The sequence below is a fragment of the Paenibacillus terrae genome, from assembly GCF_000943545.1.
Lineage (GTDB): Bacteria > Bacillota > Bacilli > Paenibacillales > Paenibacillaceae > Paenibacillus > Paenibacillus terrae_A.
The window spans coordinates 1-22,537 of sequence record NZ_JTHP01000031.1; the positions used below are offsets into that span (position 1 = coordinate 1).

Below are 22,537 nucleotides of genomic sequence, written 5' to 3' on the forward strand. Positions count from 1 at the left end.
AAAAGGAAGAAGGACCATGATCTCCTTGAGATTGTGGTTTTTTTTGTGTTGAAAAGGTAAGAAATATATACTTAACTTAATGGAAAGGTACAAATGGAGACTAACTCATACCAATTGAAGCTATTTTGAAATAAATTAGTACCAGGTATTAGTATCAGGTGTTATAATAGGGATAAGGATTATAAAGGAGAGTGACCAATTGTTGAATTCTAAAGCAAAGCTTACGGCCCTGGGTACTTATGTACCTGAACGGATTTTGACGAATGCTGACTTGGAAAAGCTTGTGGATACTAGTGACGAGTGGATTGTGCAACGAACGGGTATGCGTGAACGGCGAATTGCGGCTGAAGATCAATATGTATCTGATTTATGTATTCAGGCCGTTACACGTATGATTAACCTCTATAACGTAAATATAAACGAAGTTGATATGATTATTGTAGCAACAAGTACACCTGATTACTACTTTCCAAGTACAGCTTCACGGATTCAGGCACATTTTAAAATTTCAGATACGGGATCAATGGATGTAAGTGCAGCATGTGCAGGGTTCACTTATGGACTTCACCTGGCTAATGGCCTTATTACGGGTGGTCTACACCGTAAGGTGTTAGTGGTGGGAGCGGAAACGTTGTCTAAAATTACAGATTATACGGACCGGACGACTTGTGTACTTTTTGGAGACGGCGCAGGGGCTGCTCTTGTTGAATATGACGAGAATGAAGGATCATTTTTGACTGCAGATATCGGAACTTATGGACAAGGGGGAGTTCATCTTTATCGGGCAGGTTTATCTGATTATTTAGATGGAGAAAAGCTGCAAACTAATGGATTTCTTGTTCAAAATGGACGTGAGGTTTATAAATGGGCTGTTCGCTCTGTCCCAGCGGGAGTAGAACGGTTATTGGAGCAGGCTGGAATGAAGAATGAGGATCTTGACTGGTTTGTACCGCATAGCGCCAATCTGAGAATGATCGAATCCATATGTGAACGAGGGGCAATACCTTTGGAAAAGACGCTGACAAGTGTAGAGTTTTATGGCAATACATCGGCGGCATCTATTCCTTTGGCTTTACAGTGCGGTTTGGATGATGGGCGTTTACGGTATGGGCAGCGGGTATTGTTATATGGGTTCGGAGGGGGCCTGACTTATGCAGGTCTGCTGTTAAAATGGAGCGTGCCTGATTTGTAAGCTGTCCTATAAAATGTAGAAGTAATAGTAATAGCATGTACAATCACGTCTTTGAGAGCCGTTGGCATTTGATTTATCGTAAGATGGGAGGATGGTATAATTAACAATATAAGAGAAAGGGGCGTAACATGAAGGTATTAGTATTAGCAGAAAAACCATCCGTAGCCAGAGAGATTGCACGTGTGATGGGAAGCCGCGAGAAGCATAAAAGCTATATAGAGGGGCCTAAGTATGTTGTGACGTGGGCGTTAGGACATTTGGTTGGACTGGCAGAGCCGGAGGATTATGATTCCAAGTATGCAACCTGGAATTTGGAGGACCTGCCGATCCTTCCGAAGAGTACCAGGCTGAAGGTGCTACGGGAAAGCAATCATCAGTTCAAGGCTGTGCAGCAGCTCATGAAGCGACAGGACATTGGAGAACTTATTGTGGCAACGGATGCTGCACGTGAAGGGGAACTGTTGGCACGTTGGATTATACAAATGGCGAACTGGAAAAAGCCTTTTCGCCGCTTGTGGATTTCATCGCAGACGGACAAGGCGATCAAGGAAGGCTTCGCGAAGCTGTTGCCTGGGCAGCAGTTTGATCGTTTGTATGAATCGGCTCGTTGTCGGGCTGAAGCAGATTGGATGATCGGTCTGAATGTGACCCGCGCATTGACGTGTCGCTATAACGCTCAGCTTTCGGCGGGAAGGGTACAGACACCGACGCTGGGGATGATTATGGAACGTGAGAAGGAAATTACTCAGTTTCGTTCTCAGGAATATGATACATTGACGGCGGAATTTGGTGATTTTCAGGCAACTTGGCGTGCGGAAAATGGCGATTCACGCATGTTTGATCGTACTCAAGCAGAGGCTCTGCGTCGCAAATTGGAAGGCGTCAAAGGCACGGTTGCCAGTGTCAAAAAAAGTGAAAAGAATGAGCCACACCCGTTGGCTTATGATTTAACCGAGCTGCAAAGGGATGCCAACCAGCGCTACGGCTTTTCGGCCAAGCAGACGTCTAATGTGCTTCAACGTCTGTATGAGCAGCATAAGCTGGTCACGTATCCACGTACAGACAGCCGTTATCTGACATCAGATATGGTGGATACCTTTAAGGAACGGCTCAATAGTGTGGCTGTAGGCCCATATGCTTCCTTGGCACGCCCGTTACTGCGCAAGAGCTTGACGATCTCGAAGCGAATTGTGGATGACAGTAAAGTAACGGATCACCATGCGATCATCCCTACAGAGCAGACGTTGTTGCTTAATCAGCTAAGCCCGGAGGAACGTAAGCTGTATGATCTGATTGCGCGGCGATTTATCAGTCTTTTCTATCCACCTGCTCGTTATGATGCTGTAGCGGTTGCAGTAACGGTAGAGCAGGAAACGTTTCAAGTCAAAGGCACGACGACAAAAGATAGTGGCTGGCGTGCTGTATATGACGGAAGTCTCTATGATACGGACGACGAAGCAGAGGAACGTGAGGACAACGGAAGTGGTGTTATTTTACCTGAACTGAAAAAAGGGGATTCCGTCCGGGTTCAGCGTTGCCTTGTGCGTGCTGGACGAACGATGCCGCCGAAGCGGTATACGGAAGCGGCGCTACTTGCTCAGATGGAGAAGCATGGTCTGGGTACTCCTGCTACTCGCGCAGATCTGATCGAGAAGCTGGTTAGCTCGGATACAATTGAGCGTCAGGGAAATGTAATGCATCCAACGGGGAAAGGCAAACAACTGATTGAGCTGGCAGCTCCACAGCTAAGAACACCGGAGCTGACGGCACGTTGGGAAGCGGAGCTGGAACGAATCGCGCGTGGTCAAGGGCAACCAGGACCGTTCCTGGACTCCATTCGTGCGATGGCGAAAGAGCTGGTTTCCACTGTGAAAAATAGCAGTGCCGAATACAAGCCCCATAACGTGACGAACAGCCATTGCCCGGATTGTGGTACAAAGCTTTTGGAGAAGAAGGGCAAACAGGGCAAGTTCCTCGTATGTCCAAGTGCGGATTGCGGCTATCGCCGTTCGGGAGAAAAACGTTTGTCGAATCGTCGCTGTCCGCAGTGCCATAAAAAAATGGAAATGAAAGAGGGCAAGGCGGGGGTGTATGTAAGATGTCTGCCTTGTGGCATTACCGAGACGCTGGACAAGGACAAGCAACGGGTAAACAAACGTGAACAGCAGAAGCTGGTAAGACAATATGAAAAACAGGAGCCTCTTGGCTCCAGTCTGGGTGATCTACTGAAAGCAGCCTTGGAGCAAAAGCAGGGAAAATAACGGGCAGCTACAAGTAATCCAACAGCAAGGGCGATAAGCATCAGTAAATCGGTATAAAATCTCTCGCTCCTTGGCATGGTAAGCCGAGGAGGTGAGTAGTTATGCCCAAGCATAAACCGCTTAAAATCAACAACCAGCAAAATAAATCAAGTATTTTGGAGGAAGAAATCGCTCCACATCCAGAGAAGCAAGCGAAATATCCTCCAAGCTTGAATGGAATTCCTAAACAGCAGTCTTGATACGAAGTGGCAGGAGCCATGGATTGTAGCGAAATGGAATCAGTTATCCATTGACTGGTATGGATTTAACCATCCGACAGGCAAACTTAAACTTGAAGCTATATTAAGGCTAAGACAATTGGGCTCCGTATGAAGTTGTAGGTTGTCATTGTCTTGCGAAAAAGGAGCAACAGTTACGGTATATCACCGTTACTGCTGCTCCTTTTTTTGTGATCTGGCTTTTATATCTTATGGTTTATTGAGAATGCTTATTTGGATTTTCACAAATCCTCATTTACTCATTTATTAGTATTCATTAAAGAAGGACTGAATTTCTTTAACATCATGCGTTTGAGTCAAAGCAAGCATGAGCAAGATCCGTGCTTTTTGCGGATTGAGCGAGTCAGTGGAAACAAAGTTGGACGCTGCGTCTTTCGTTGACGGAGAGACGATCCCGCTCCCTACACGGCTGGAACGTGCGATGATGACTCCTTTTTTACCTGCTGCCTCAGCACCTTCTGTAGAGGTCTTGGACAAGGAACCATTGCCGGAGCCTGCCACGACGATCCCTTTGGCACCTGCCGCTACGGCTGCATCATACAGATAGCGCCCGTTATTTTGATATTCGTATAAAATATCTACCTGAGGCAGTTGGGTCAGAATGGAAATATCGAACATAGAAGCAGTTGTATGCTTGTGTGTAGATTTGTTGTAGTAGTACACTTGATCTCCCACAACAGCTCCCAGGTATCCCTGCTCCACAGACTTGAACGTATCGACTGCTGTCGTGTTCGTTTTGGTAATGTATCTCGCTGCACCGATACGGTCATTTAGCAGTACGAGTACGCCTTGACCTTTGGAGGCAGAAGCCCCGGCGACTTTGACAGCATTATAAAGGTTAAAAGGACCATCGGCGCTGATTGCTGTAGCTGGACGCATGGAGCCAACGACAACCACAGGCTTATCGCTATTGACGACCAGATTGAGGAAATAAGCGGTTTCTTCCAGCGTATCTGTACCATGAGTAATAACGATTCCGTCTACATCATCTCTGGCGAGCAGTTCATTCGTACGTTTGGCGAGTTTTAAAAGGATATCATTATTAATGTCAGGACTGCCCACGTTGACAACCTGTTCACCGCTGACGTTTGCAATACTTTTCATTTCAGGAACGGCGTTAATCAGAGTCTCGATACCCAACGCGCCTGCTTTGTAGTCGGTTGTATCGGTGTTGACGGCAGATGACCCTGCGATGGTTCCCCCAGTAGCAAGTATTTTAATGTTGGGTAGATTATTTGTTTGTGGTTTCTCAGATTTATCGGTGATGGTAGTGGCAGATGGAGGTACAGTCGTGCTGGTGGTAGCTGCTGCCGCAGCGTTAGCGGTAAAACCACCACTCCATAAGGTACTTCCGAGAATAAAGCTGGCCAGCAGGGGAATCATTGTCATTTTTTTCATGTTAGTCATATAAAGCTCCTCTCCAATGTGAAAACCATAGATATGAATGATAGATTAACTGACAAATATTTTGTCGAATTACGTTAATATCACGAATTATAGAGGCTGAAATTGTTTTTAGTCAATATATATGTCACATAATATGACGTTATAACTTATTTTTTATAAATGTAATCGTTTTATTGTTTGTATAAGGTGTGTAGTAAGATGATAGCTATTACTTTTTATATGATTTTGTATAGAGTTCATTAGTAGGATGATAGGGGGAGTTAACTTTATGTAAGCCATACGATTACACAGGGTAAACCGAAATTGACCGGTCTTCCGGCCGTTCTACAATATAAAGTATTCAATGAATTAGATGCTATCACTCGTTCTGTACGTTTTGAAAATATAGGCAGTTCAAATGTAACGCTTCGACGGGCTTTAAGCTGTAATGTGGATTTCGTGACGGTGATTATGATATGTGCAATTGTCTGGTTCATGAGGTAGGGAGAGTCATTCCAGACGCCGGAAGCTGTACTGGTTCGTTCCTCGGAAGAATTGTGTGATATGTCGCGCACCTATCATCGCTTATATCGAACAAGACTGTCAAGAGGAGGATTCCGTGATCAGGTTCGTCCGGTGCTGATTAAAAAATGGGAAGCCACGTATTTTAATTTTAATGCGGATCGGATTAAAGAAATTGCTTCGGCTGGTCAGGAGCTTGGGATTGAGCTGTTTGTACTGGACGATGGTTGGTTGTCTGGGTAGGCTGGGAGAAGAGATTACTGCGACAGGATGGAAGTGAACATCGAAATTACAATAAGCAGACACCTCAAAGGGAGCCTGCTTGTTGTTTTTGCAGAAGCTAAAAGAAGGCAATGTATCTGGTTTTTGCAACATTTAAAGTAAATACATTGCAATCCAAACTGACATTATACGTGAATAACATGGTTTTACAGCTTATACAGCAGGGTACCTGCAATTAAGGATTGTTGGTATGCTGTTTGGTCGGCAAGCTGGCGCTGGGAGTTCCTTTTCCTCTTTTACGATTGCGTTCTGCCTTTTTCGCATTTTCCCGCAGCTTTTCCACGTATTCATGGGTGCTTTCCATCGTAGTCCCTCCTTTAATTCAAGGTTATCCGTCATACAACGTTACTATATCCGCAAAAGCGGTATTTCAGTCAGGAGAAGGACGTTGTTTCTGCAAAAGGGGTGGAGTTATAATGAAGGGGAGAGGGCTATAGAGGGGCTAATGCCTGGACTCGGTACGGTGTGCAAAAGGAGGGGAGACATTGCAGACAGGCTTGTTGGTGTGGCTGCTGTTTATAAACGCAGTAGGCTATCTGGTAATGTCGGAAGACAAAAAGAGGGCGCGTAAGCACCGTGATCGTGTACCCGAACGGACGCTGTTTTTGCTGGCCCTGATCGGGGGAGCGTTAGGCGTGCTGATTGCAATGTACCGCAAACGCCACAAAACGCGGCATATGAGCTTCAGGCTGGGTATTCCTGCGTTGCTGTTCGTTAATGCATTGCTGTACGGGTATTTTTTACGGTAAATCCGTGGTTTAGGCTCTCATGGGAATGTTTAATGATGAGTAAGGCGGCTATGCTAGCGTCCGGCAATGTGAATGTATGAGCGGCCAAGGGAATACATATTTCAGGCGTTGTTCTAACAAACTGAATAGGAAGAGGTGCATATGTATGTTATTTTCAAAAATATTGCTTGCTTATGATGGTTCCGAGGCATCCAACAAGGCCCTGCTGAAGGCAGCAGAATTAACCAAGGCATCACCGTCCTCGCAGCTTGAGGTTGTAACAGCATTTGATTTTCCGCGTATATTCATGGGGGAAGGTTTGGCTCCGATTCCAGCTTCGGTGAATAAAGAATATTACGATTTGGCGGAGCAAACCACGGATGAGGTCAAAAAACGGCTTGCCGACCAGGGCATTGACGCCAAGGTGGAGCTGATTCAGGGTTCGCCGGCTGAAGTTATTTTGGATTATGCGAATGAAAATGGCTTCGATGTGATTGTGATCGGCAGCCGTGGTTTGGGTGGTATTCGTGAATTTGTGCTAGGCAGCGTCAGTCATAATGTGGTGCAGCATGCGCGTATTCCTGTGCTGGTCGTGAAGTAACAGAATAGAAGGAATAAAAGTCGGATTACTGCCTGTACAGGAAGTACCGGCTTTTATTTTTTTGTGGAGCATAGAGCCGATCTATGATGGTAGTCTGAGGCAAAGAGTCGGCTAAATGTATAGCTACCGTCCCGTCTTGCGGGTAGAAAAGGGTTTGTGTTTTGTAAAACACGAACATTCAATTGGTTGATTTTAATAATGTTCGTTTCCAAGTTGACATAAGGTGTAGGGAATTGTTAAACTATGAAGTGTATTGTCGATAAAAAAAGAACTTTAGGTAAAAATTAATAAGGTACACATGCTTGAGCCGAAACAGACCATCGAGTAGGCAAAATGATGACTCGTATAATGCCGGGGATATGGCCCGGAAGTTTCTACCTGGAAACCTTAAATTTCCGGACTACGGGAGACATACGGCTGAAGCCGCATTTGTTGCGGTGAAACAGGCTTGCCTTTGGCATGCCCTTGAGAGGCTTTGTCGTTTGTTTTTCGTAGTCCGGTGTCTTGAAAATAACATTATTTTCGAGTGCCGGATTTTTGGCGCTTATTGATAAACAGGGAGTGAAGGACATGTCAGTGCAGGTCGCTGTCATTATGGGCAGCACATCGGACTGGGACACCATGCAGCATGCATGTGCTGTGCTGGACGAGCTTGAAATCGGATATGAGAAAAAGGTAGTCTCAGCCCATCGTACACCGGATTTGATGTTCCGTTTTGCTGAGGAAGCCGCCGGGCGCGGGTTGAAGGTCATTATTGCCGGAGCGGGCGGCGCGGCGCATTTACCGGGTATGGTAGCCGCCAAGACGGCTTTGCCAGTCATCGGTGTGCCTGTCCAGTCGAAGGCGCTGAATGGTCTGGACTCCCTGCTCTCCATTGTGCAGATGCCGGGAGGCATTCCGGTCGCTACTGTAGCAATTGGTAAAGCAGGCGCTACGAATGCAGGACTGCTGGCAGCACAAATATTGGGTGCTTTTGATGAAAAAGTGCGCCAGCGGGTCGAAGCAAGACGCGACCGTATCCGTGATGAGGTGCTGGAAGGCAGTGACTCGCTATGAATGAGGCATGTGAACCCACAGGCTGTGTTCGACCTCCCGGTACAACGATTGGACTTTTGGGAGGCGGACAGCTGGGAAGAATGCTGGTACTGGCGGGAGCAAAGATGGGATACCGTTTTGTGACGCTGGACCCGACACCGGATAGTCCGTGCGGGCAGGTGTCAGAGCAGATTTTCGCTGCCTATGATGATGAGCATGCAGCCAGAGAGTTGGCCGGGCGATGCGACGTGATTACGTATGAGTTTGAAAATGTGGATGCGGGTGTAGCCGCGCTTTTGGAACAGGAATCAAGTGTGCCGCAGGGCAGCCGTTTGTTGTACACAACACAGCATCGGCTACGGGAAAAACGCTCCATTGAAGCCGCTGGCGTTCCGGTCGCTCCGTATCGTGAAATCGGCAGCGCTGTCGATATGGTTCAAGCGGTAGCTGAGCTGGGCGTGCCATGTGTGCTCAAGACAGCAGTCGGCGGTTATGATGGTAAGGGTCAGATGGTCATTCGCCAACCCGAGGAAGCCGTAGCTGCTTACGAACGGCTGGTTGGTAGCGGTGCGGAACTGGTGTTAGAACAGTTCATTCGTTTTCGCTGTGAAATCTCAGTAATCGTAGCACGCAGCACGAACGGGGAAGCCAAAGCCTTCCCACCTGCGGAAAACATTCATGTGAACAATATTTTGCACACGTCGATTGTACCCGCGCGCGTGCCACAATCCGTGCAGGAGGATGCACGCAAGCTGGCTTTGGCTGTGGCGGAGTCGTTAGGCGCGGTGGGTCTGCTCGCTGTAGAGATGTTCGTTACCGAAGACGGACATTTGTACGTCAATGAGCTGGCACCGAGGCCGCATAACTCCGGTCATTACACGATGGAGGGATGCGCAACGTCGCAATTTGAGCAGCATATACGTGCCATTTGCGGCTTGCCGCTGGGAAGCACGAAGCTGCTGACTCCGGTCGTCATGGTCAATGTGTTAGGTGAGCATTTGGAGGACGTGATTCAGCGGTTCGTTCAGCCGGATGCCGAAGCTGAAAGATTGGATGTTGTGCCCAAGCTGCATTTGTATGGAAAAAGCGAAGCCAAACCAGGCCGAAAGATGGGACATATGAATCTACTGTGCCAGGATGCGGAACAAGCGCTGGAATGGATTGAACAAACCAATATTTGGGGGAATAAATAGTTATGATCGAACGTTATAGCAGACCGGAAATGAGAGCAATTTGGACGGAAGAAAATAAATTTAAAGCATGGCTGGAAGTAGAATTGTGTGCCTGTGAAGCTTGGGCAGAATTGGGCGTCATTCCGAAAGAGGACACTGTGGCGCTGCGTAAGAACGCAAGCTTTGATATTGACCGGATCTATGAAATTGAACAGGAAACAAGACATGATGTCATTGCTTTTACCCGCACGGTGTCCGAAAGCCTTGGCGATGAGCGCAAATGGGTGCATTACGGCCTGACCTCCACGGATGTGGTAGATACCGCACTGGGCTACCTGTTGAAGCAGGCGAATGAAATTCTGGAGCGCGATATCTTGAATTTTATTGAAATTTTGAAGGAAAAAGCACTGGCTTACAAGCATACGCCGATGATGGGCCGTACACACGGGGTACACGCTGAACCGACGACGTTTGGCCTGAAAATGGCTTTGTGGTACGAGGAAATGAAGCGCAATTTGGAACGTTTCCGTTTTGCGGCTGACCAGGTTGAATACGGTAAAATGTCTGGTGCAGTCGGTACGTACGCTAACATTGATCCAGCGGTAGAAGAGTTTGTATGCCGCAAGCTGGGCACCAAGCCTGCGCCAATCTCCACACAAACGCTCCAACGTGATCGTCATGCCGAATACATGGCGACATTGGCACTGGTAGCCACATCGCTGGACAAATTTGCAACAGAAGTCCGCGCGCTGCAAAAGAGTGAATTCCGTGAGGTGGAAGAAGCCTTTGCGAAGGGTCAAAAAGGTTCCTCTGCGATGCCGCATAAACGCAATCCAATCGGCAGTGAAAACATCTCTGGTCTGGCGCGTGTGATTCGGGGGCATATGGTATCCGCGTATGAGAACGTAACGCTGTGGCATGAGCGCGACATTTCGCATTCTTCCGTGGAACGTATCATTTTGCCAGATGCAACGATGCTGTTGAACTACATGCTGAACCGTTTTGGCAATATCGTGAAGAATCTGACGGTATTCCCTGAAAATATGAAGCGCAATATGGCGCGTACGTATGGTGTACCGTTCTCTGGCCGTATTATGACGAAGCTGATCGACAAGGGCTTTAGCCGTGAAAAAGCCTACGATACCGTGCAGCCGCGTGCTATGCAGGCATGGGAAGAGCAACGTCAATTCCGCGAAATCGTTGAGGCGACTCCGGAAATTACCGCCGTACTCAGCCCGGACGAAATCGAGGATGCTTTCAACCCGGCATGGCATCTCAAAAACGTAGATACGATCTTTAAAAAGCTGGGATTAGGGGAGTAAGAGGGATGGTTGGCGCTTGGGGAGGCCGCTGCGCGAACGGATCATTCTTCCGATGCTGACGCTTCTCCAGAACGATTCCGTTCGCTCCGCTGCAATCCAGCACCAACCCTCGTGTGGGAGCAGGAATAGGGGGCGGTGCGGCACATAAGATGCCGCAACACCCCAAAGAGTGTTAGAAAAGTGTGTTCCACTGCTTTTCTGTCGCGAAGCAACGTTCTTGGGAGGGCTGCCGAATTTGCGTAGCAAACAGCCCGTAGCCCTCCCAAGAACGCTCAAGGCTCAAGGAGCGAAGCCTTGAGCCAACGTATAAGTGCGCATGGCGTAGATATGCGCACGACAGGCGAAGCCTGAAGGCTCGGCGGCATGACGTGCCGAGCTACGGCCACGGGCCGAATGGTTTGGCGGTATGTCATACGCCGAGCCATGGTACAACCGTAAGCTGCATATAAAGTTGCAGCTTAGAGCTTTCAAAGTTGATACGAAGCGAACGCTCGTAAAAACGTCGATATGCGCCAACGTAAAAGCGTTGCTGGATTAAAGCTTGTGCCAACAAGCCTTAATCCAGCGGAACGCGCTCACACCCCCCCAGCTACAATAAACAGCCCCGCCCACTCACTGCGCCAAACCCTTGCGGGAGTCCCGAGGGCAGCAGCCCTGGGGGTCCTCCCCGAGGGGAGGATTTAGGAGGGGCAAGGTTCGATTTAGGAGGGGCCAAGGTTTGAGGGGCAAACTCTTTTAGAGGAGGAAGTTAGAAATGTCATTGTCTACTGCCGAGGGTCTGATCCATGCGCCGTTGCTGTACAAAGGCAAGGTGCGTGAGCTGTATGATCTCGGAGAGCATTTTCTGATTGTCGTGACGGACCGGATTTCGGCCTTTGATTATGTGCTAGAGCCACCCGTGCCCGAAAAGGGGAATGTGCTGAATAAGCTCAGCGCTTTCTGGTTTGAGCAGACGAAGGACTTGTTGGAAAACCATGTCGTACACACCGATGTGAACAAGCTCGGGCATGTGATCGACGAACAGAATAAAGAATTGCTGAAGGACCGGATCATGGTCACGCTGAAGGCTGAACGTATCGACATTGAATGTGTGGTGCGCGGATATATTACTGGAGGCGGTTGGCGTCAGTATGAGCAGAACGGTGAGGTGAACGGAATTCCATTGCCGAAGGGGCTACGTAAAAATGAGCGTTTTCCCAAGCCTTTATTTACACCGGCTGCGAAAAATGATGTTGGACACGACGAGGACATTTCCCTCCATCAGATGAAAGAGCTGGTTGGGGCCCAACTGACAGATGAGCTTGAGGAAAAAAGCTTGGCATTGTACGAATTTGCGCGTGCTTTCTGCGAGAAGCGTGGAATTATTTTAGCGGACTGCAAGTTTGAGTTTGGTCTTGTTAACGGAAAAGTTATTTTGATTGATGAAATTTTCACCCCGGATTCATCCCGTTTCTGGGCACAGGAAAAGTATGAACTGGATGTTGAGATTGACAGCATGGACAAGGAGCCGGTACGAAGCTATTTGGCATCATCCGGTTGGGACAAGAATAGCAAGCCCGATCCGTTGCCTGCTGAGGTCGTAGAAGAAACAACTGCAAGATATACGGATATTTGGCGGCGTCTGACGGCACAGTAAATAGTAATCATAATTCAACCAATAGGATTCATCCATTCGGAGGAGGAACTGAAGGAACATGATTAAAGCAACGGTCTATGTCACAATTAAGCAAAGCGTTTTGGACCCGCAAGGGGTTGCGGTGCAAGGCGCACTGCATTCTATGGGCTTCGGAGAAGTGGACAGCGTCAGAATTGGTAAGTATATGGAATTGAATCTGGATACAACAGACCGCGAGAGTGCAGAAAAGCGTGTCATTGAGATGTGCGAAAAGCTGTTGGCCAACACGGTCATTGAAGACTACCGCTACGAACTGGAGGGCTGATTCCATGAAATTTGCAGTTCTGGTTTTTCCGGGCTCCAACTGTGATATTGACTGCTATAAGGCGGTAGAGGACACGGTCGGTGAACCTGTCGATTATGTTTGGCATACTGCGACGGATCTGTCGCCTTATGATTGTATTCTTGTTCCAGGAGGCTTCTCCTACGGGGATTACCTGCGCTGCGGCGCGATTTCCCGGTTTGCCCCGGTGATGAAGGAAGTAGCCAAAGCGGCTGCCGAGGGCAAATATATTTTGGGTATTTGCAATGGTTTTCAAATTTTGACCGAAGCCGGGCTGTTGCCGGGTGCTTTACGCCGTAATCTGTCGATGAAGTTCCGTTGCCACGATACGGTGTTGAAGGTTGCGAATAATCAAACGCCTTTTACAAAGGATTATGCTGCCGGTGAGGAGATCATCATTCCGATCGCCCACGGCGAAGGCAACTATTACTGTGATGATGAGACGCTGGCTCGCTTGCAGGCGAATAACCAGATCGTATTTACGTATAAAGATAATCCAAACGGTTCCGTAACGGATATCGCAGGGATTTGTAATGAACAAGGAAACGTGCTGGGCATGATGCCTCACCCGGAACGCGCGGTGGACGCATTGCTTGGAACGGATGACGGCAAACGTATGTTTACATCTATTTTGAACGCTTGGAGGGATCGTCATGGCGCAGCAAGTATCCGCTAAGGAACCAACGGCAGAGCAGGTTGCCGAACATAAACTGTATCAGCAGATGGGTGTGTCGGACAGCGAATATGCGTTGATCTGTGAATTCATGGGGCGTCAGCCGAACTATACGGAGATAGGCGTATTCAGTGTCATGTGGTCAGAGCATTGTGCTTACAAAAACTCCAAGCCGTTGCTGCGTCGTTTTCCAACGAGTGGCCCACGAGTTCTGATGGGACCGGGTGAGGGCGCAGGGATTGTAGATATCGGTGATAATCAGGCAGTTGTATTTAAAATCGAAAGTCATAACCATCCGTCGGCTGTAGAACCTTTTCAGGGGGCAGCGACAGGGGTCGGCGGCATCATCCGTGATATTTTCTCCATGGGCGCAAGACCTGTGGCGGTGCTGAACTCCCTGCGTTTTGGCAAGCTGGAGAGCGACCGTGTGAAATATTTGTTCGAGCATGTGGTATCCGGTATTGCGGGATACGGGAACTGTATCGGTATTCCGACGGTAGGCGGCGAGGTTGTATTCGATGAAAGCTACGAAGGCAATCCACTCGTCAATGCGATGTGTGTCGGACTGATAGACCATGATAAAATCCAGCGTGGTGTTGCTAAAGGGGTCGGTAACCCGGTGTTCTATGTGGGACCGCCGACAGGCCGTGACGGGATTCATGGAGCGACATTCGCATCGGTTGAGCTGACCGAGGAATCCGAAGCGAATCGGACTGCGGTTCAGGTAGGCGATCCATTTATGGAGAAGCTGGTTATGGAATCATGTCTGGAGCTGATCGACAGCGGTATTGTGCTGGGTATTCAGGATATGGGCGCGGCAGGGCTTACCTGCTCCAGTGCGGAGATGGCGAGTAAGGCTGGCAACGGCCTCGAGCTGTATCTGGATCAGGTACCGCAGCGTGAAGAGGGTATGACACCTTATGAAATGATGCTGTCCGAATCACAGGAGCGTATGTTGTTCGTTGTTGAGCCTAAGGACGAAGCACAGGCGCTTGAAATTTTCGAGCGTTGGGGTGTGATTTGTGCCAAGGTCGGTAAGGTGACGGATGACGGACGTTTGCGTTTGTTCCATCACAGTGAAGTGGTGGGTGACATGCCAGTGACGGCGCTGGTGGACGAGTGTCCGATTTACGACAAGCCTTCTGAAGTTCCTGCTTATTATGAGCAGAACGCTACCATTGACACACTGCGTTATGCAGAAGTGACGGATTTGAACGGTGCGCTAAAAAAGGTACTGTCTTCGCCAAGTGTAGCCAGCAAGAAATGGGTATATGAGCAGTATGATTACATGGTTCGCACCAGTACGGCCGTGCGTCCGGGCTCGGATGCAGCAGTAGTGACGGTGCGTGGAACCCGCAAGGGACTTGCCATGACGACAGATTGTAACGGACGTTATGTATACCTTGATCCAGAGGTAGGCGGACGGATTGCGGTCAGCGAAGCAGCACGTAATATTGTATGCTCCGGTGGCGAGCCGCTGGCGATTACAGACAACCTGAACTTCGGTAACCCTGAAAAACCGGATATTTTCTGGCAAATGGAAAAAGCCGTGGACGGGATGGCAGAAGCTTGCCGCGTACTGGATACACCAGTCATCGGGGGCAACGTCAGCTTGTACAACGAAAATGCCAAAGGTTCCATCTATCCGACGCCGGTTGTCGGCATGGTAGGTCTGGTGCATGATACGGATCATATTACGACACAAGGTTTTAAAGCCGAAGGCGACGTGATTGTCCTGGTGGGAGAAACGAAGGCTGAGCTGGGAGGCAGTGAGTTCCAGGCTGTCGTACACGGTGTCTCCGAAGGACGACCGCCTGAGCTGGATTTGAACGTGGAGAAAAAGCTGCTGAATGCGGTGCTTAGCGCCATCCAAACAGGTTTGGTACAATCCGCGCATGATTTGGCAGAGGGCGGATTGGCTGTAGCACTTGCGGAATCCGGGATTAGTGGCGGATTGGGAGCACAGGTCAACATAGAAACAACCTTGCGCCCTGACCATGCTTTGTTTAGCGAAAGTCAGTCCCGTATTTTGTTATCCGCATCGCCAGATAAGGCGTCTGCGCTGGAAGCACATCTGCGTGGTTTGGAAGTGCCAGTTACCGTATTAGGAAAAGTTGAAGGATCACAATTGACAGTTGAGGTGAACGGACAACCCGCTTTGAACGAGGCAGTCGCCAGTTTGAAGCAAATCTGGGAGGATGTCATTCCATGTCTGATGAAATAACAGCACGGACGTTGTGGACTGGAGATTATTATAATGAAGGCTCTGGTAAAGAGGGGCTTTTTGATAAATTAAAAGAGGAATGCGGCGTATTCGGAGTGTACAGACACTCCGATGCTGCTTCCCTGGCATATTACGGATTGCATGCGCTCCAGCATCGCGGAGAGGAAAGCGCGGGCATCTGTGTAAGCAGTGGCGACGAGTTCCATTATCATCGTGGAATGGGCCTTGTTAAAGAAGTATTCAATAAAGATTTGATGGCTTCGCTGACAGGCGACATTGCCATAGGGCATGTACGTTACTCGACAAGTGGAGACAGCAAGCTGACGAATGCACAGCCCTTGGTTTTCAAATATCGTGATGGCGATTTGGCAGTAGCGACGAACGGCAATATCGTGAATGCCTTGCAAATCCGGCATGAGCTGGAGCAGGGCGGGTCTATTTTTCAAACGACAAGCGATACGGAGGTCGTTGCGCATTTGATCGCCCGATCTTCCAAGGATTTGGTGGAAGCGGCCAAGGATGCATTGAAGCGTATTGTCGGCGGGTTTGCTTTTCTTATTATGACTAACGACAAACTGCTGGTCGCTTCCGATCCTAACGGCTTGCGTCCGTTGACGATGGGCAGATTGGGTGATGCATATTTGTTTGCTTCCGAATCCTGTGCTTTGGAAACGATTGGAGCAGAGCTGTTGCGCGATATCGAGCCGGGTGAACTACTGGTGTTGGACAAAAATGGATTGCACGAAGACCGTTACAGTGAAGGCAAGCATCGTAAAGCACTGTGCGCGATGGAATATATTTATTTTGCCCGTCCGGACAGTGACTTGAACGGAGCCAATCTTCATGCCGCACGCAAACGGATGGGTAGCCAAATGGCGTTGGAAGCTTTTGTCGATGCCGATTTGGTTACCGGGGTACCGGATTCCAGTATTTCTGCAGCGATTGGTTATGCAGAGCAGACAGGTATTCCCTATGAATTGGGCATGATTAAAAATAAATACACCGGACGTACCTTCATTCAACCGAGTCAGGAGCTGCGCGAGCAAGGTGTGAAAATGAAGCTGAGCGCCGTACGCCGTGTTGTCGAAGGTAAACGGGTGATCATGATCGACGATTCCATTGTGCGGGGCACCACATCCCGTCGAATCGTGAATATGCTACGGGATGCAGGAGCGCTAGAGGTGCATGTACGCATTACCTCGCCGCCTTTCAAAAACCCGTGCTTCTACGGCATCGACACGCCGGATCGCCGGGAACTGATTGCGTCGTCCAAAACAGTTGAGGAAATCCGTGAGGAGATTAACGCCGATTCGCTCTATTTTATGAGCGCTGAGGGCTTGATCGCCGCTGTAGGCGGATATAACGAAGAGGATTACAAAGGCGGTTTGTGCCTGGCCTGCTTCGATAATGATTATCCCACTCAAGTGGATTTCAAAGGCGAAGAAAAGCTCGGATGTAGTTGCTGAGAAAAGGGAACAAAAGAGGTACAGCGGTGCATTGTGGGTATGGGGATGGCGGTTCTGAGGGGGCCACTCCGCGAGTGGAAGGTTCTTACGATCGCTGTTGCCGCTGGATTCCTGGATTAAAATGACCCCTTACAGGGTTGGAATCCAGCGGCAAAGGCGAACGCTTCGCTTCTCCAGAATCCTTCCACCCGCTCCGTTCCTCAGATGTGCATCCTTTTGCAGCAGTGCAGGTCCCTCCTTTGTCCCCACGGGGGGAGAGGGACAGGTAAGGCAGTTAAAAACTCATGGCATAATTATTTCATGCCATGAGTTTTTAAAGGGGCAGGTGGCTCAAGAAAGCCACCTGTTCACTTAGCAGTTTAGCAGCCAGTGCGCGCTAAGCGACTAAGCCGTACAGCAGGCTGGGCGAAGCTGCCTGCCTCAAACCTGAGGGCAAAGAAGTAAGCCAGCCATTGGCGCTGCTCACTTCTTTGCCCGGCACGTCCCCGCCTTTGCGAAGCAAACAGCCCGGGATGTGCCCCGCCGCCGCATAGGCGGCCATGCTCTAAAGCGTGTCCTTGTGGTTGGTGGGAAAATCCGCAAACCACAAGGAAAACACGCGACTCCCAGCACGAACCAATCACCAAGCAACACCAACCCTACGCATCTGACCGACTCTTGAGGGGTCCAGGGGGAGCAGCCCCATGGAATCCTCCCTATTAGGGAGGACTTAGGAGGGTCAATCATTTGAAGGAGTGTTCATGAATGTCCGAAGCATACAAAAACGCAGGGGTAGATATCGCTGCCGGTAATGAAGCAGTAGAACGGATGAAAAAGCACGTCAAACGTACCTTCCGTCCCGAAGTGCTGACGGATTTGGGCGGATTCGGTGCGTTGTTCGGCCTGAATAAGGATAAGTACGAGGAGCCTGTACTCGTTTCCGGTACGGATGGAGTTGGCACGAAGCTGAAGCTTGCTTTCGCGATGGATCGTCATGACACCATTGGTATTGATGCGGTTGCGATGTGTGTGAACGACATTGTCGTCGGGGGCGCGGAGCCGCTCTTTTTTCTCGACTACCTCGCTTGTGACAAGGTTATACCTGAGAAAATCGAAGCTATTGTTGCTGGAATCGCAGAGGGTTGCCATCAATCGGGTTGTGCGCTGGTCGGCGGTGAAACCGCAGAAATGCCAGGGATGTATAGCGAAGGTGAATATGATATTGCCGGATTTACGGTCGGGATTGTAGATAAAAGCAAGATCATTAACGGTAGTTCCATTGCCCCCGGCGATACGGTTATTGGGCTGGCCTCCAGCGGAGTACACAGTAATGGCTTCTCACTGGTTCGCAAGCTGTTATTGGAACAGCAAGGATACAGTCTGCATGATGAAATCGAAGGCTTGAACGGCAAACTGGGCGATGTACTGCTGGAGCCTACGAAAATCTATGTGAAATCCGTTTTGGCATTGTTGGACAAGGTAAAGGTAAAAGGCATGGCGCATATCACGGGCGGCGGTTTTATCGAAAATATCCCTAGAGTGCTGCCGGATCACGTTAATGTGGATATAGAATACGGCGCTTGGCCGATTCTACCGATCTTCCAGCTCATGCAGGAAAAAGGCGCAATCTCCAACAAAGACATGTTCACAACCTTTAATATGGGGATTGGTATGGTTATCGTTGTAGGCGAAGAGCATGCACAGACTGCACTGGAAGTTCTGAAAGAACAGGGCGAAGCCGCTTATGTGATCGGAAAAGTAACGGAAGGCAGTTCTATCGTGACCTTTACGGGAGCCGAGGTGTAATGAACGAGTACCGGATTGCTGTTTTTGCATCAGGTGAAGGAACGAATTTTCAGTCATTGGTGGATGCGGCTGTGCGAGAAGAACTGGGCGGGGCAACAGTGAAACTGCTGATCTGTGACAAGCCTGCGGCTCCTGCCGTAGCCAGAGCACAGAAAGCCGGAATTGCGTGTCACACTTTTCGACCCAAGGAATATGCTTCCCGCGAAGATTATGAGCGTGAACTGGTATCTTTGCTGGAGCAGAAATCCATTGATCTCATCGTGTTAGCAGGCTACATGCGTTTGTTATCCAGTGTCATGGTAGATGCCTACGCCGGAAAAATCATCAATATTCATCCGTCGCTACTTCCTGCATTTCCAGGGAAAGATGCTGTTGGACAGGCATTGGCCTATGGGGTCAAGGTAAGCGGGGTCACCGTTCATTTTGTGGACGGGGGGATGGATACTGGAGCCATTATTGCCCAGCGTGTCGTAGAAGTACACGACCATGATACAGCGGAATCCTTATCCGCAGCCATTCAATCCGTGGAACGTCAGTTATATCCAGAGGTGGTGGGCAGACTGGCTCAAGGCAAAATCCAATTGGATGGCCGTAAGGTGATTTCACTTCTCTAAAGATGATTGTAATTTGTCATATCATTGTCATATCAAGGATGCCGTACAGGCATTTTCCGATATTTCTCGGGAAATAAATTGATAAAAGGGAATTTTGCAAAATCCTGAAGAGCTAAAGGAGGAGAAATGGTGAGTATTAAAAGAGCGCTTGTCAGCGTGTCAGATAAACGGGGGATCGTGGAATTTTGCCGCGAGTTGTCCAAATTGGGTGTGGAGATCGTTTCGACAGGGGGAACGAGCAGCTTGTTGGCGAAGGAGGGCATTCCTGTCATCGGCATTTCAGAGGTAACAGGATTTCCTGAAATTATGGACGGACGTGTTAAAACACTTCATCCTGCGGTACACAGCGGCCTGCTGGCTGTTCGAGATAATGAGGAGCATCAGCGTCAGATGAAAGAGCTTGGACTGGATTATATTGATCTGGTCGTTGTGAACCTGTATCCTTTTGCGGAAACGATCGCCAAACCCGGTGTAACCTATGAGGACGCGATTGAAAATATTGATATCGGCGGTCCAACCATGCTGCGTTCTGCGGCGAAAAACCATGCATTCGTAAGTGTGGTAGTAGATGCGAACGATTACAGTACAGTGCTGGACGAAATCCGCAAGGATGGCGATACGGAGCTGAATACTCGTAAGCGTTTGGCAGCAAAGGTTTTCCGTCATACCGCATCATACGACGCGCTCATCTCCGATTATTTGTCGAATGTGACAGGCGAGCCTTTGCCTGAGCGTTACACGGTAACCTATGAAAAAATTCAGGATTTGCGCTATGGCGAAAATCCGCATCAGCAGGCGGCATTTTACCGTCAGCCGTTGGCAGCGAAGGGTACACTGACGACAGCGAAGCAGCTTCACGGCAAGGAACTGTCCTACAATAATATCAACGATGCTAACGCGGCCCTGCAAATTGTTAAAGAATTCAGCGAGCCTGCGGTGGTAGCCGTTAAGCATATGAATCCTTGCGGCGTGGGAATCGGCGGCAGCATTTATGAAGCGTACAGCAAGGCGTATGCGGCTGATCCAACTTCCATTTTTGGCGGCATCGTAGCGGCTAACCGGATTATTGACGGCGATACAGCGAAGAAGCTGAGCGAAATCTTTTTGGAAATTGTACAGGCACCGGGCTTTACGGAAGAAGCACTGGAGATTTTGACGAAAAAGAAAAATATCCGTTTGCTCGATCTGGGCGAGTTGCCCACATCTGAACAGGCTGAGAGCCGTTTCGTAGTTACTTCCATCGAAGGGGGCATGGTTGTTCAGCAGAACGACATTCACGCTGTAGACCCGGACGCGCTTTCTGTAGTGACAGATCGTGCGCCTTCCGAGGAAGAACTGAAACAGCTTTTGTTTAGCTGGAAAGTGGTTAAGCATGTGAAGTCCAATGCGATCGTACTGGCGGCAGACAATATGACTATTGGCGTGGGTGCGGGACAAATGAACCGTGTCGGAGCGGCTAAAATCGCTATCGAGCAGGCTGGAGACAAAGCAAAAGGTGCTGTGCTGGCATCTGACGCATTTTTCCCGATGGGCGATACGCTGGAACTGGCAGCCCAAGCAGGCATTACGGCAGTTATTCAGCCGGGCGGCTCCATCAAGGACGAAGAATCCATCAAGGTTGCTAACGAACACGGCATTGCGATGGTCTTCACAGGCGTGCGTCATTTCAAGCACTAGCTTGTATTAGCTGAGGATGCAGCAGCATTCTCTCACACGAGGATTTTGCAAAATCTTGACACCATAACGGGAGCGGGAGGAATCACCTGAATGGATATTTTGGTTATCGGTGGGGGCGGCCGCGAGCATGCGATTGTGTGGGCACTGAAAAAAAGCCCCAATGCCGGACAAATCTACTGCGCGCCGGGCAATGCCGGCATCGGGCAGTTGGCGGAGTGCGTACCGATTCCGGTGAGTGATTTTAACTCGTTGACAGAGCTGGCGGAATCCAAAAAGGTCGGACTTGTTGTGGTTGGCCCCGATGATCCGCTGGCAGACGGAATTGTGGATGCTTTTGAAGCGAAAGGCATTCCGGTATTCGGACCGCGTAAAAATGCAGCGGAAATTGAAGGTAGCAAAATCTTCATGAAGGATCTGCTGCACAAATACCATATTCCGACAGCGACCTATCGCAAGTTTTATACCTATGAGGAAGCACATGCCTATTTGAAGGAGCAGCCGATTCCTGTGGTCATTAAGGCGGATGGACTGGCAGCAGGCAAAGGGGTAACGGTCGCTTACTCTATGGAGGAAGCGGAAAAGGCTTTATCCGACATTATGGTAGCAAAGGTGTTCGGCGAAGCTGGGGCGCAGGTTGTGATCGAGGAGTTTCTGGCGGGACAGGAAATGTCGATTCTTTCCTTTGTGGATGGTGAAACGGTTCGTCCGATGGCAGCGGCGCAAGATCATAAGCCTATTTTTGATGGTGACAAAGGGCCGAATACCGGGGGGATGGGCACGTATTCCCCATTACCGCATATAGCGGATTCGATTATCGAGGAAGCCATTGAGACCATCATTAAGCCGACGGCAAAAGCGATGGTGGCTGAAGGTCGTCCGTTCCGGGGCGTTTTATTCGCGGGATTGATGATTTCGCCGGACGGCAGGCCGAAGACGATTGAGTTTAACGCACGCTTCGGTGATCCGGAAACGCAGGTTGTACTGCCACGGCTAAAATCTGATCTGCTTGATATTTTCCTGGCTGCTGTGAATGGCACGCTGGATCAGGTAGAGATTGAGTGGAAGGATGAAGCGGCGGTATGTGTGGTGTTGGCTTCCGGGGGCTATCCGGGATCGTACGCCAAAGGTGTTCCAATCCATGGACTGGATCAGGCGAATGAAGCTATCGTGTTTCATGCCGGTACAGGCATCAATGAACAGGGCGAGTGGGTCACAAACGGCGGACGTGTGTTGGGCGTGGTCGGCTTGGGACGTGATATTGCCGAAGCGCGGGGCAAGGCGTATGAACAGGCGGCACGTATTACCTTTGAAGGCAAGCAAAACCGTACGGATATTGCGGCAAAAGCACTGCTATAGAAGCG

The 22,537-nt window shown here is 49.4% G+C and carries 20 protein-coding genes, 1 pseudogene and 1 riboswitch; of the genes and pseudogenes, 18 read left to right on the forward strand and 3 right to left on the reverse strand.

Annotated elements, in window-relative coordinates; all coding sequences use genetic code 11:
* The first annotated feature begins 199 nt into the window (after positions 1 to 199).
* The 3 genes from QD47_RS15540 to QD47_RS32555 all read left to right on the forward strand — a co-directional run bounded on the left by QD47_RS15540 (position 200) and on the right by QD47_RS32555 (position 3,692).
* Entirely contained in the window at positions 200 to 1,192 is a 993-nt protein-coding gene (locus QD47_RS15540; protein WP_044647001.1) for a ketoacyl-ACP synthase III, read from the forward strand.
* Between the two features lie 128 nt (positions 1,193 to 1,320).
* A complete protein-coding gene (locus QD47_RS15545; protein WP_044647002.1) occupies positions 1,321 to 3,453 on the forward strand; it encodes a DNA topoisomerase III in 2,133 nt (710 codons plus the stop codon).
* A 101-nt stretch (positions 3,454 to 3,554) separates the two neighbouring features.
* Positions 3,555 to 3,692, forward strand: coding sequence for a hypothetical protein (locus tag QD47_RS32555; RefSeq protein WP_167518699.1), 138 nt, complete (start codon positions 3,555 to 3,557; stop codon positions 3,690 to 3,692).
* 285 nt (positions 3,693 to 3,977) lie between these two features.
* Here the strand turns inward: QD47_RS32555 and QD47_RS15550 are convergent, their stop codons facing one another.
* Complete coding sequence (locus QD47_RS15550; RefSeq protein ID WP_044647003.1) at positions 3,978 to 5,138, reverse strand: type II asparaginase; 1,161 nt, start codon at positions 5,136 to 5,138, stop codon at positions 3,978 to 3,980.
* 294 nt (positions 5,139 to 5,432) lie between these two features.
* Here QD47_RS15550 and QD47_RS31655 point away from each other — a divergent pair.
* Positions 5,433 to 5,870, forward strand: a pseudogene (locus tag QD47_RS31655) (alpha-galactosidase); the annotation flags it as partial.
* Between the two features lie 226 nt (positions 5,871 to 6,096).
* Here QD47_RS31655 and QD47_RS30810 read toward each other — a convergent pair.
* A complete protein-coding gene (locus QD47_RS30810) occupies positions 6,097 to 6,225 on the reverse strand; it encodes a DUF4023 family protein (RefSeq protein WP_023987044.1) in 129 nt (42 codons plus the stop codon).
* 181 nt (positions 6,226 to 6,406) lie between these two features.
* Here QD47_RS30810 and QD47_RS15560 point away from each other — a divergent pair, with 181 nt between their 5' ends.
* The 10 genes from QD47_RS15560 (at position 6,407) to purF (ending at position 17,100) form a co-directional block, all read left to right on the forward strand.
* Positions 6,407 to 6,670: a DUF1294 domain-containing protein gene (locus tag QD47_RS15560; RefSeq protein WP_044647005.1), complete on the forward strand. Its 264-nt coding sequence runs from the start codon at positions 6,407 to 6,409 to the stop codon at positions 6,668 to 6,670.
* Between the two features lie 145 nt (positions 6,671 to 6,815).
* Complete coding sequence (locus QD47_RS15565) at positions 6,816 to 7,250, forward strand: universal stress protein (protein ID WP_044647006.1); 435 nt, start codon at positions 6,816 to 6,818, stop codon at positions 7,248 to 7,250.
* 321 nt (positions 7,251 to 7,571) lie between these two features.
* Positions 7,572 to 7,673: riboswitch (purine riboswitch) on the forward strand.
* A gap of 147 nt (positions 7,674 to 7,820) precedes the next feature.
* Positions 7,821 to 8,306: a 5-(carboxyamino)imidazole ribonucleotide mutase gene (purE, locus tag QD47_RS15570; RefSeq protein WP_044647007.1), complete on the forward strand. Its 486-nt coding sequence runs from the start codon at positions 7,821 to 7,823 to the stop codon at positions 8,304 to 8,306.
* Positions 8,303 to 9,478, forward strand: a complete 1,176-nt coding sequence (purK, locus tag QD47_RS15575; RefSeq protein WP_044647008.1) for a 5-(carboxyamino)imidazole ribonucleotide synthase — start codon at positions 8,303 to 8,305, stop codon at positions 9,476 to 9,478. Before purE ends, purK begins: the two co-directional genes overlap by 4 nt.
* Before the next feature lie 2 nt (positions 9,479 to 9,480).
* On the forward strand, positions 9,481 to 10,779 hold the full coding sequence (gene purB, locus QD47_RS15580; RefSeq protein WP_014279839.1) for an adenylosuccinate lyase: 1,299 nt from the start codon (positions 9,481 to 9,483) through the stop codon (positions 10,777 to 10,779).
* 754 nt (positions 10,780 to 11,533) lie between these two features.
* Positions 11,534 to 12,415, forward strand: a complete 882-nt coding sequence (locus QD47_RS15585) for a phosphoribosylaminoimidazolesuccinocarboxamide synthase (protein ID WP_044647009.1) — start codon at positions 11,534 to 11,536, stop codon at positions 12,413 to 12,415.
* Between the two features lie 58 nt (positions 12,416 to 12,473).
* Positions 12,474 to 12,719 (forward strand): phosphoribosylformylglycinamidine synthase subunit PurS, encoded by a 246-nt coding sequence (gene purS, locus QD47_RS15590; protein WP_014279841.1) that lies wholly within the window; start codon positions 12,474 to 12,476, stop codon positions 12,717 to 12,719.
* 4 nt (positions 12,720 to 12,723) lie between these two features.
* On the forward strand, positions 12,724 to 13,413 hold the full coding sequence (gene purQ, locus QD47_RS15595; RefSeq protein WP_044647010.1) for a phosphoribosylformylglycinamidine synthase subunit PurQ: 690 nt from the start codon (positions 12,724 to 12,726) through the stop codon (positions 13,411 to 13,413).
* Positions 13,391 to 15,634: a phosphoribosylformylglycinamidine synthase subunit PurL gene (gene purL, locus QD47_RS15600; protein ID WP_044647011.1), complete on the forward strand. Its 2,244-nt coding sequence runs from the start codon at positions 13,391 to 13,393 to the stop codon at positions 15,632 to 15,634. The genes purQ and purL overlap by 23 nt, the downstream gene beginning before the upstream one ends.
* A complete protein-coding gene (gene purF / locus QD47_RS15605) occupies positions 15,619 to 17,100 on the forward strand; it encodes an amidophosphoribosyltransferase (RefSeq protein WP_044647012.1) in 1,482 nt (493 codons plus the stop codon). Before purL ends, purF begins: the two co-directional genes overlap by 16 nt.
* 359 nt (positions 17,101 to 17,459) lie before the next feature.
* On the opposite strand, the gene QD47_RS31660 is transcribed toward purF, so the two are convergent.
* Positions 17,460 to 17,687 (reverse strand): hypothetical protein, encoded by a 228-nt coding sequence (locus tag QD47_RS31660; RefSeq protein WP_152643818.1) that lies wholly within the window; start codon positions 17,685 to 17,687, stop codon positions 17,460 to 17,462.
* A 157-nt stretch (positions 17,688 to 17,844) separates the two neighbouring features.
* On the opposite strand from QD47_RS31660, the gene purM reads away from it, so the two are divergent.
* From purM to purD, 4 genes are all read left to right on the forward strand, one after another.
* A complete protein-coding gene (gene purM, locus QD47_RS15610; protein ID WP_044647013.1) occupies positions 17,845 to 18,885 on the forward strand; it encodes a phosphoribosylformylglycinamidine cyclo-ligase in 1,041 nt (346 codons plus the stop codon).
* Positions 18,885 to 19,499 carry a phosphoribosylglycinamide formyltransferase gene (gene purN / locus QD47_RS15615; RefSeq protein WP_044647014.1) on the forward strand — a complete coding sequence of 205 codons (615 nt, stop codon included), beginning with the start codon at positions 18,885 to 18,887 and terminating at the stop codon, positions 19,497 to 19,499. The genes purM and purN overlap by 1 nt, the downstream gene beginning before the upstream one ends.
* A 129-nt stretch (positions 19,500 to 19,628) precedes the next feature.
* The gene (gene purH, locus QD47_RS15620; RefSeq protein WP_044647015.1) at positions 19,629 to 21,176 is read left to right on the forward strand and encodes a bifunctional phosphoribosylaminoimidazolecarboxamide formyltransferase/IMP cyclohydrolase; all 1,548 of its coding nucleotides are present in this window, start codon (positions 19,629 to 19,631) and stop codon (positions 21,174 to 21,176) included.
* Between the two features lie 90 nt (positions 21,177 to 21,266).
* Positions 21,267 to 22,532, forward strand: a complete 1,266-nt coding sequence (gene purD, locus QD47_RS15625; RefSeq protein ID WP_044647016.1) for a phosphoribosylamine--glycine ligase — start codon at positions 21,267 to 21,269, stop codon at positions 22,530 to 22,532.
* The last annotated feature ends 5 nt before the right edge of the window (positions 22,533 to 22,537 follow it).

Excerpts from the sequence above, each read along its gene's own strand:
- QD47_RS15545 (WP_044647002.1), top strand. The coding sequence starts at position 1,321 with ATGAAGGTATTAGTATTAGCAGAAAAACCATCCGTAGCCAGAGAGATT.
- QD47_RS32555 (WP_167518699.1), top strand. The coding sequence starts at position 3,555 with ATGCCCAAGCATAAACCGCTTAAAATCAACAACCAGCAAAATAAATCA.
- QD47_RS15550 (WP_044647003.1), bottom strand. The coding sequence starts at position 5,138 with ATGACTAACATGAAAAAAATGACAATGATTCCCCTGCTGGCCAGCTTT.
- QD47_RS30810 (WP_023987044.1), bottom strand. The coding sequence starts at position 6,225 with ATGGAAAGCACCCATGAATACGTGGAAAAGCTGCGGGAAAATGCGAAA.
- QD47_RS15565 (WP_044647006.1), top strand. The coding sequence starts at position 6,816 with ATGTTATTTTCAAAAATATTGCTTGCTTATGATGGTTCCGAGGCATCC.
- purE (WP_044647007.1), top strand. The coding sequence starts at position 7,821 with ATGTCAGTGCAGGTCGCTGTCATTATGGGCAGCACATCGGACTGGGAC.
- purK (WP_044647008.1), top strand. The coding sequence starts at position 8,303 with ATGAATGAGGCATGTGAACCCACAGGCTGTGTTCGACCTCCCGGTACA.
- purB (WP_014279839.1), top strand. The coding sequence starts at position 9,481 with ATGATCGAACGTTATAGCAGACCGGAAATGAGAGCAATTTGGACGGAA.
- QD47_RS15585 (WP_044647009.1), top strand. The coding sequence starts at position 11,534 with ATGTCATTGTCTACTGCCGAGGGTCTGATCCATGCGCCGTTGCTGTAC.
- purS (WP_014279841.1), top strand. The coding sequence starts at position 12,474 with ATGATTAAAGCAACGGTCTATGTCACAATTAAGCAAAGCGTTTTGGAC.
- purQ (WP_044647010.1), top strand. The coding sequence starts at position 12,724 with ATGAAATTTGCAGTTCTGGTTTTTCCGGGCTCCAACTGTGATATTGAC.
- purL (WP_044647011.1), top strand. The coding sequence starts at position 13,391 with ATGGCGCAGCAAGTATCCGCTAAGGAACCAACGGCAGAGCAGGTTGCC.
- purF (WP_044647012.1), top strand. The coding sequence starts at position 15,619 with ATGTCTGATGAAATAACAGCACGGACGTTGTGGACTGGAGATTATTAT.
- purM (WP_044647013.1), top strand. The coding sequence starts at position 17,845 with ATGTCCGAAGCATACAAAAACGCAGGGGTAGATATCGCTGCCGGTAAT.
- purN (WP_044647014.1), top strand. The coding sequence starts at position 18,885 with ATGAACGAGTACCGGATTGCTGTTTTTGCATCAGGTGAAGGAACGAAT.
- purD (WP_044647016.1), top strand. The coding sequence starts at position 21,267 with ATGGATATTTTGGTTATCGGTGGGGGCGGCCGCGAGCATGCGATTGTG.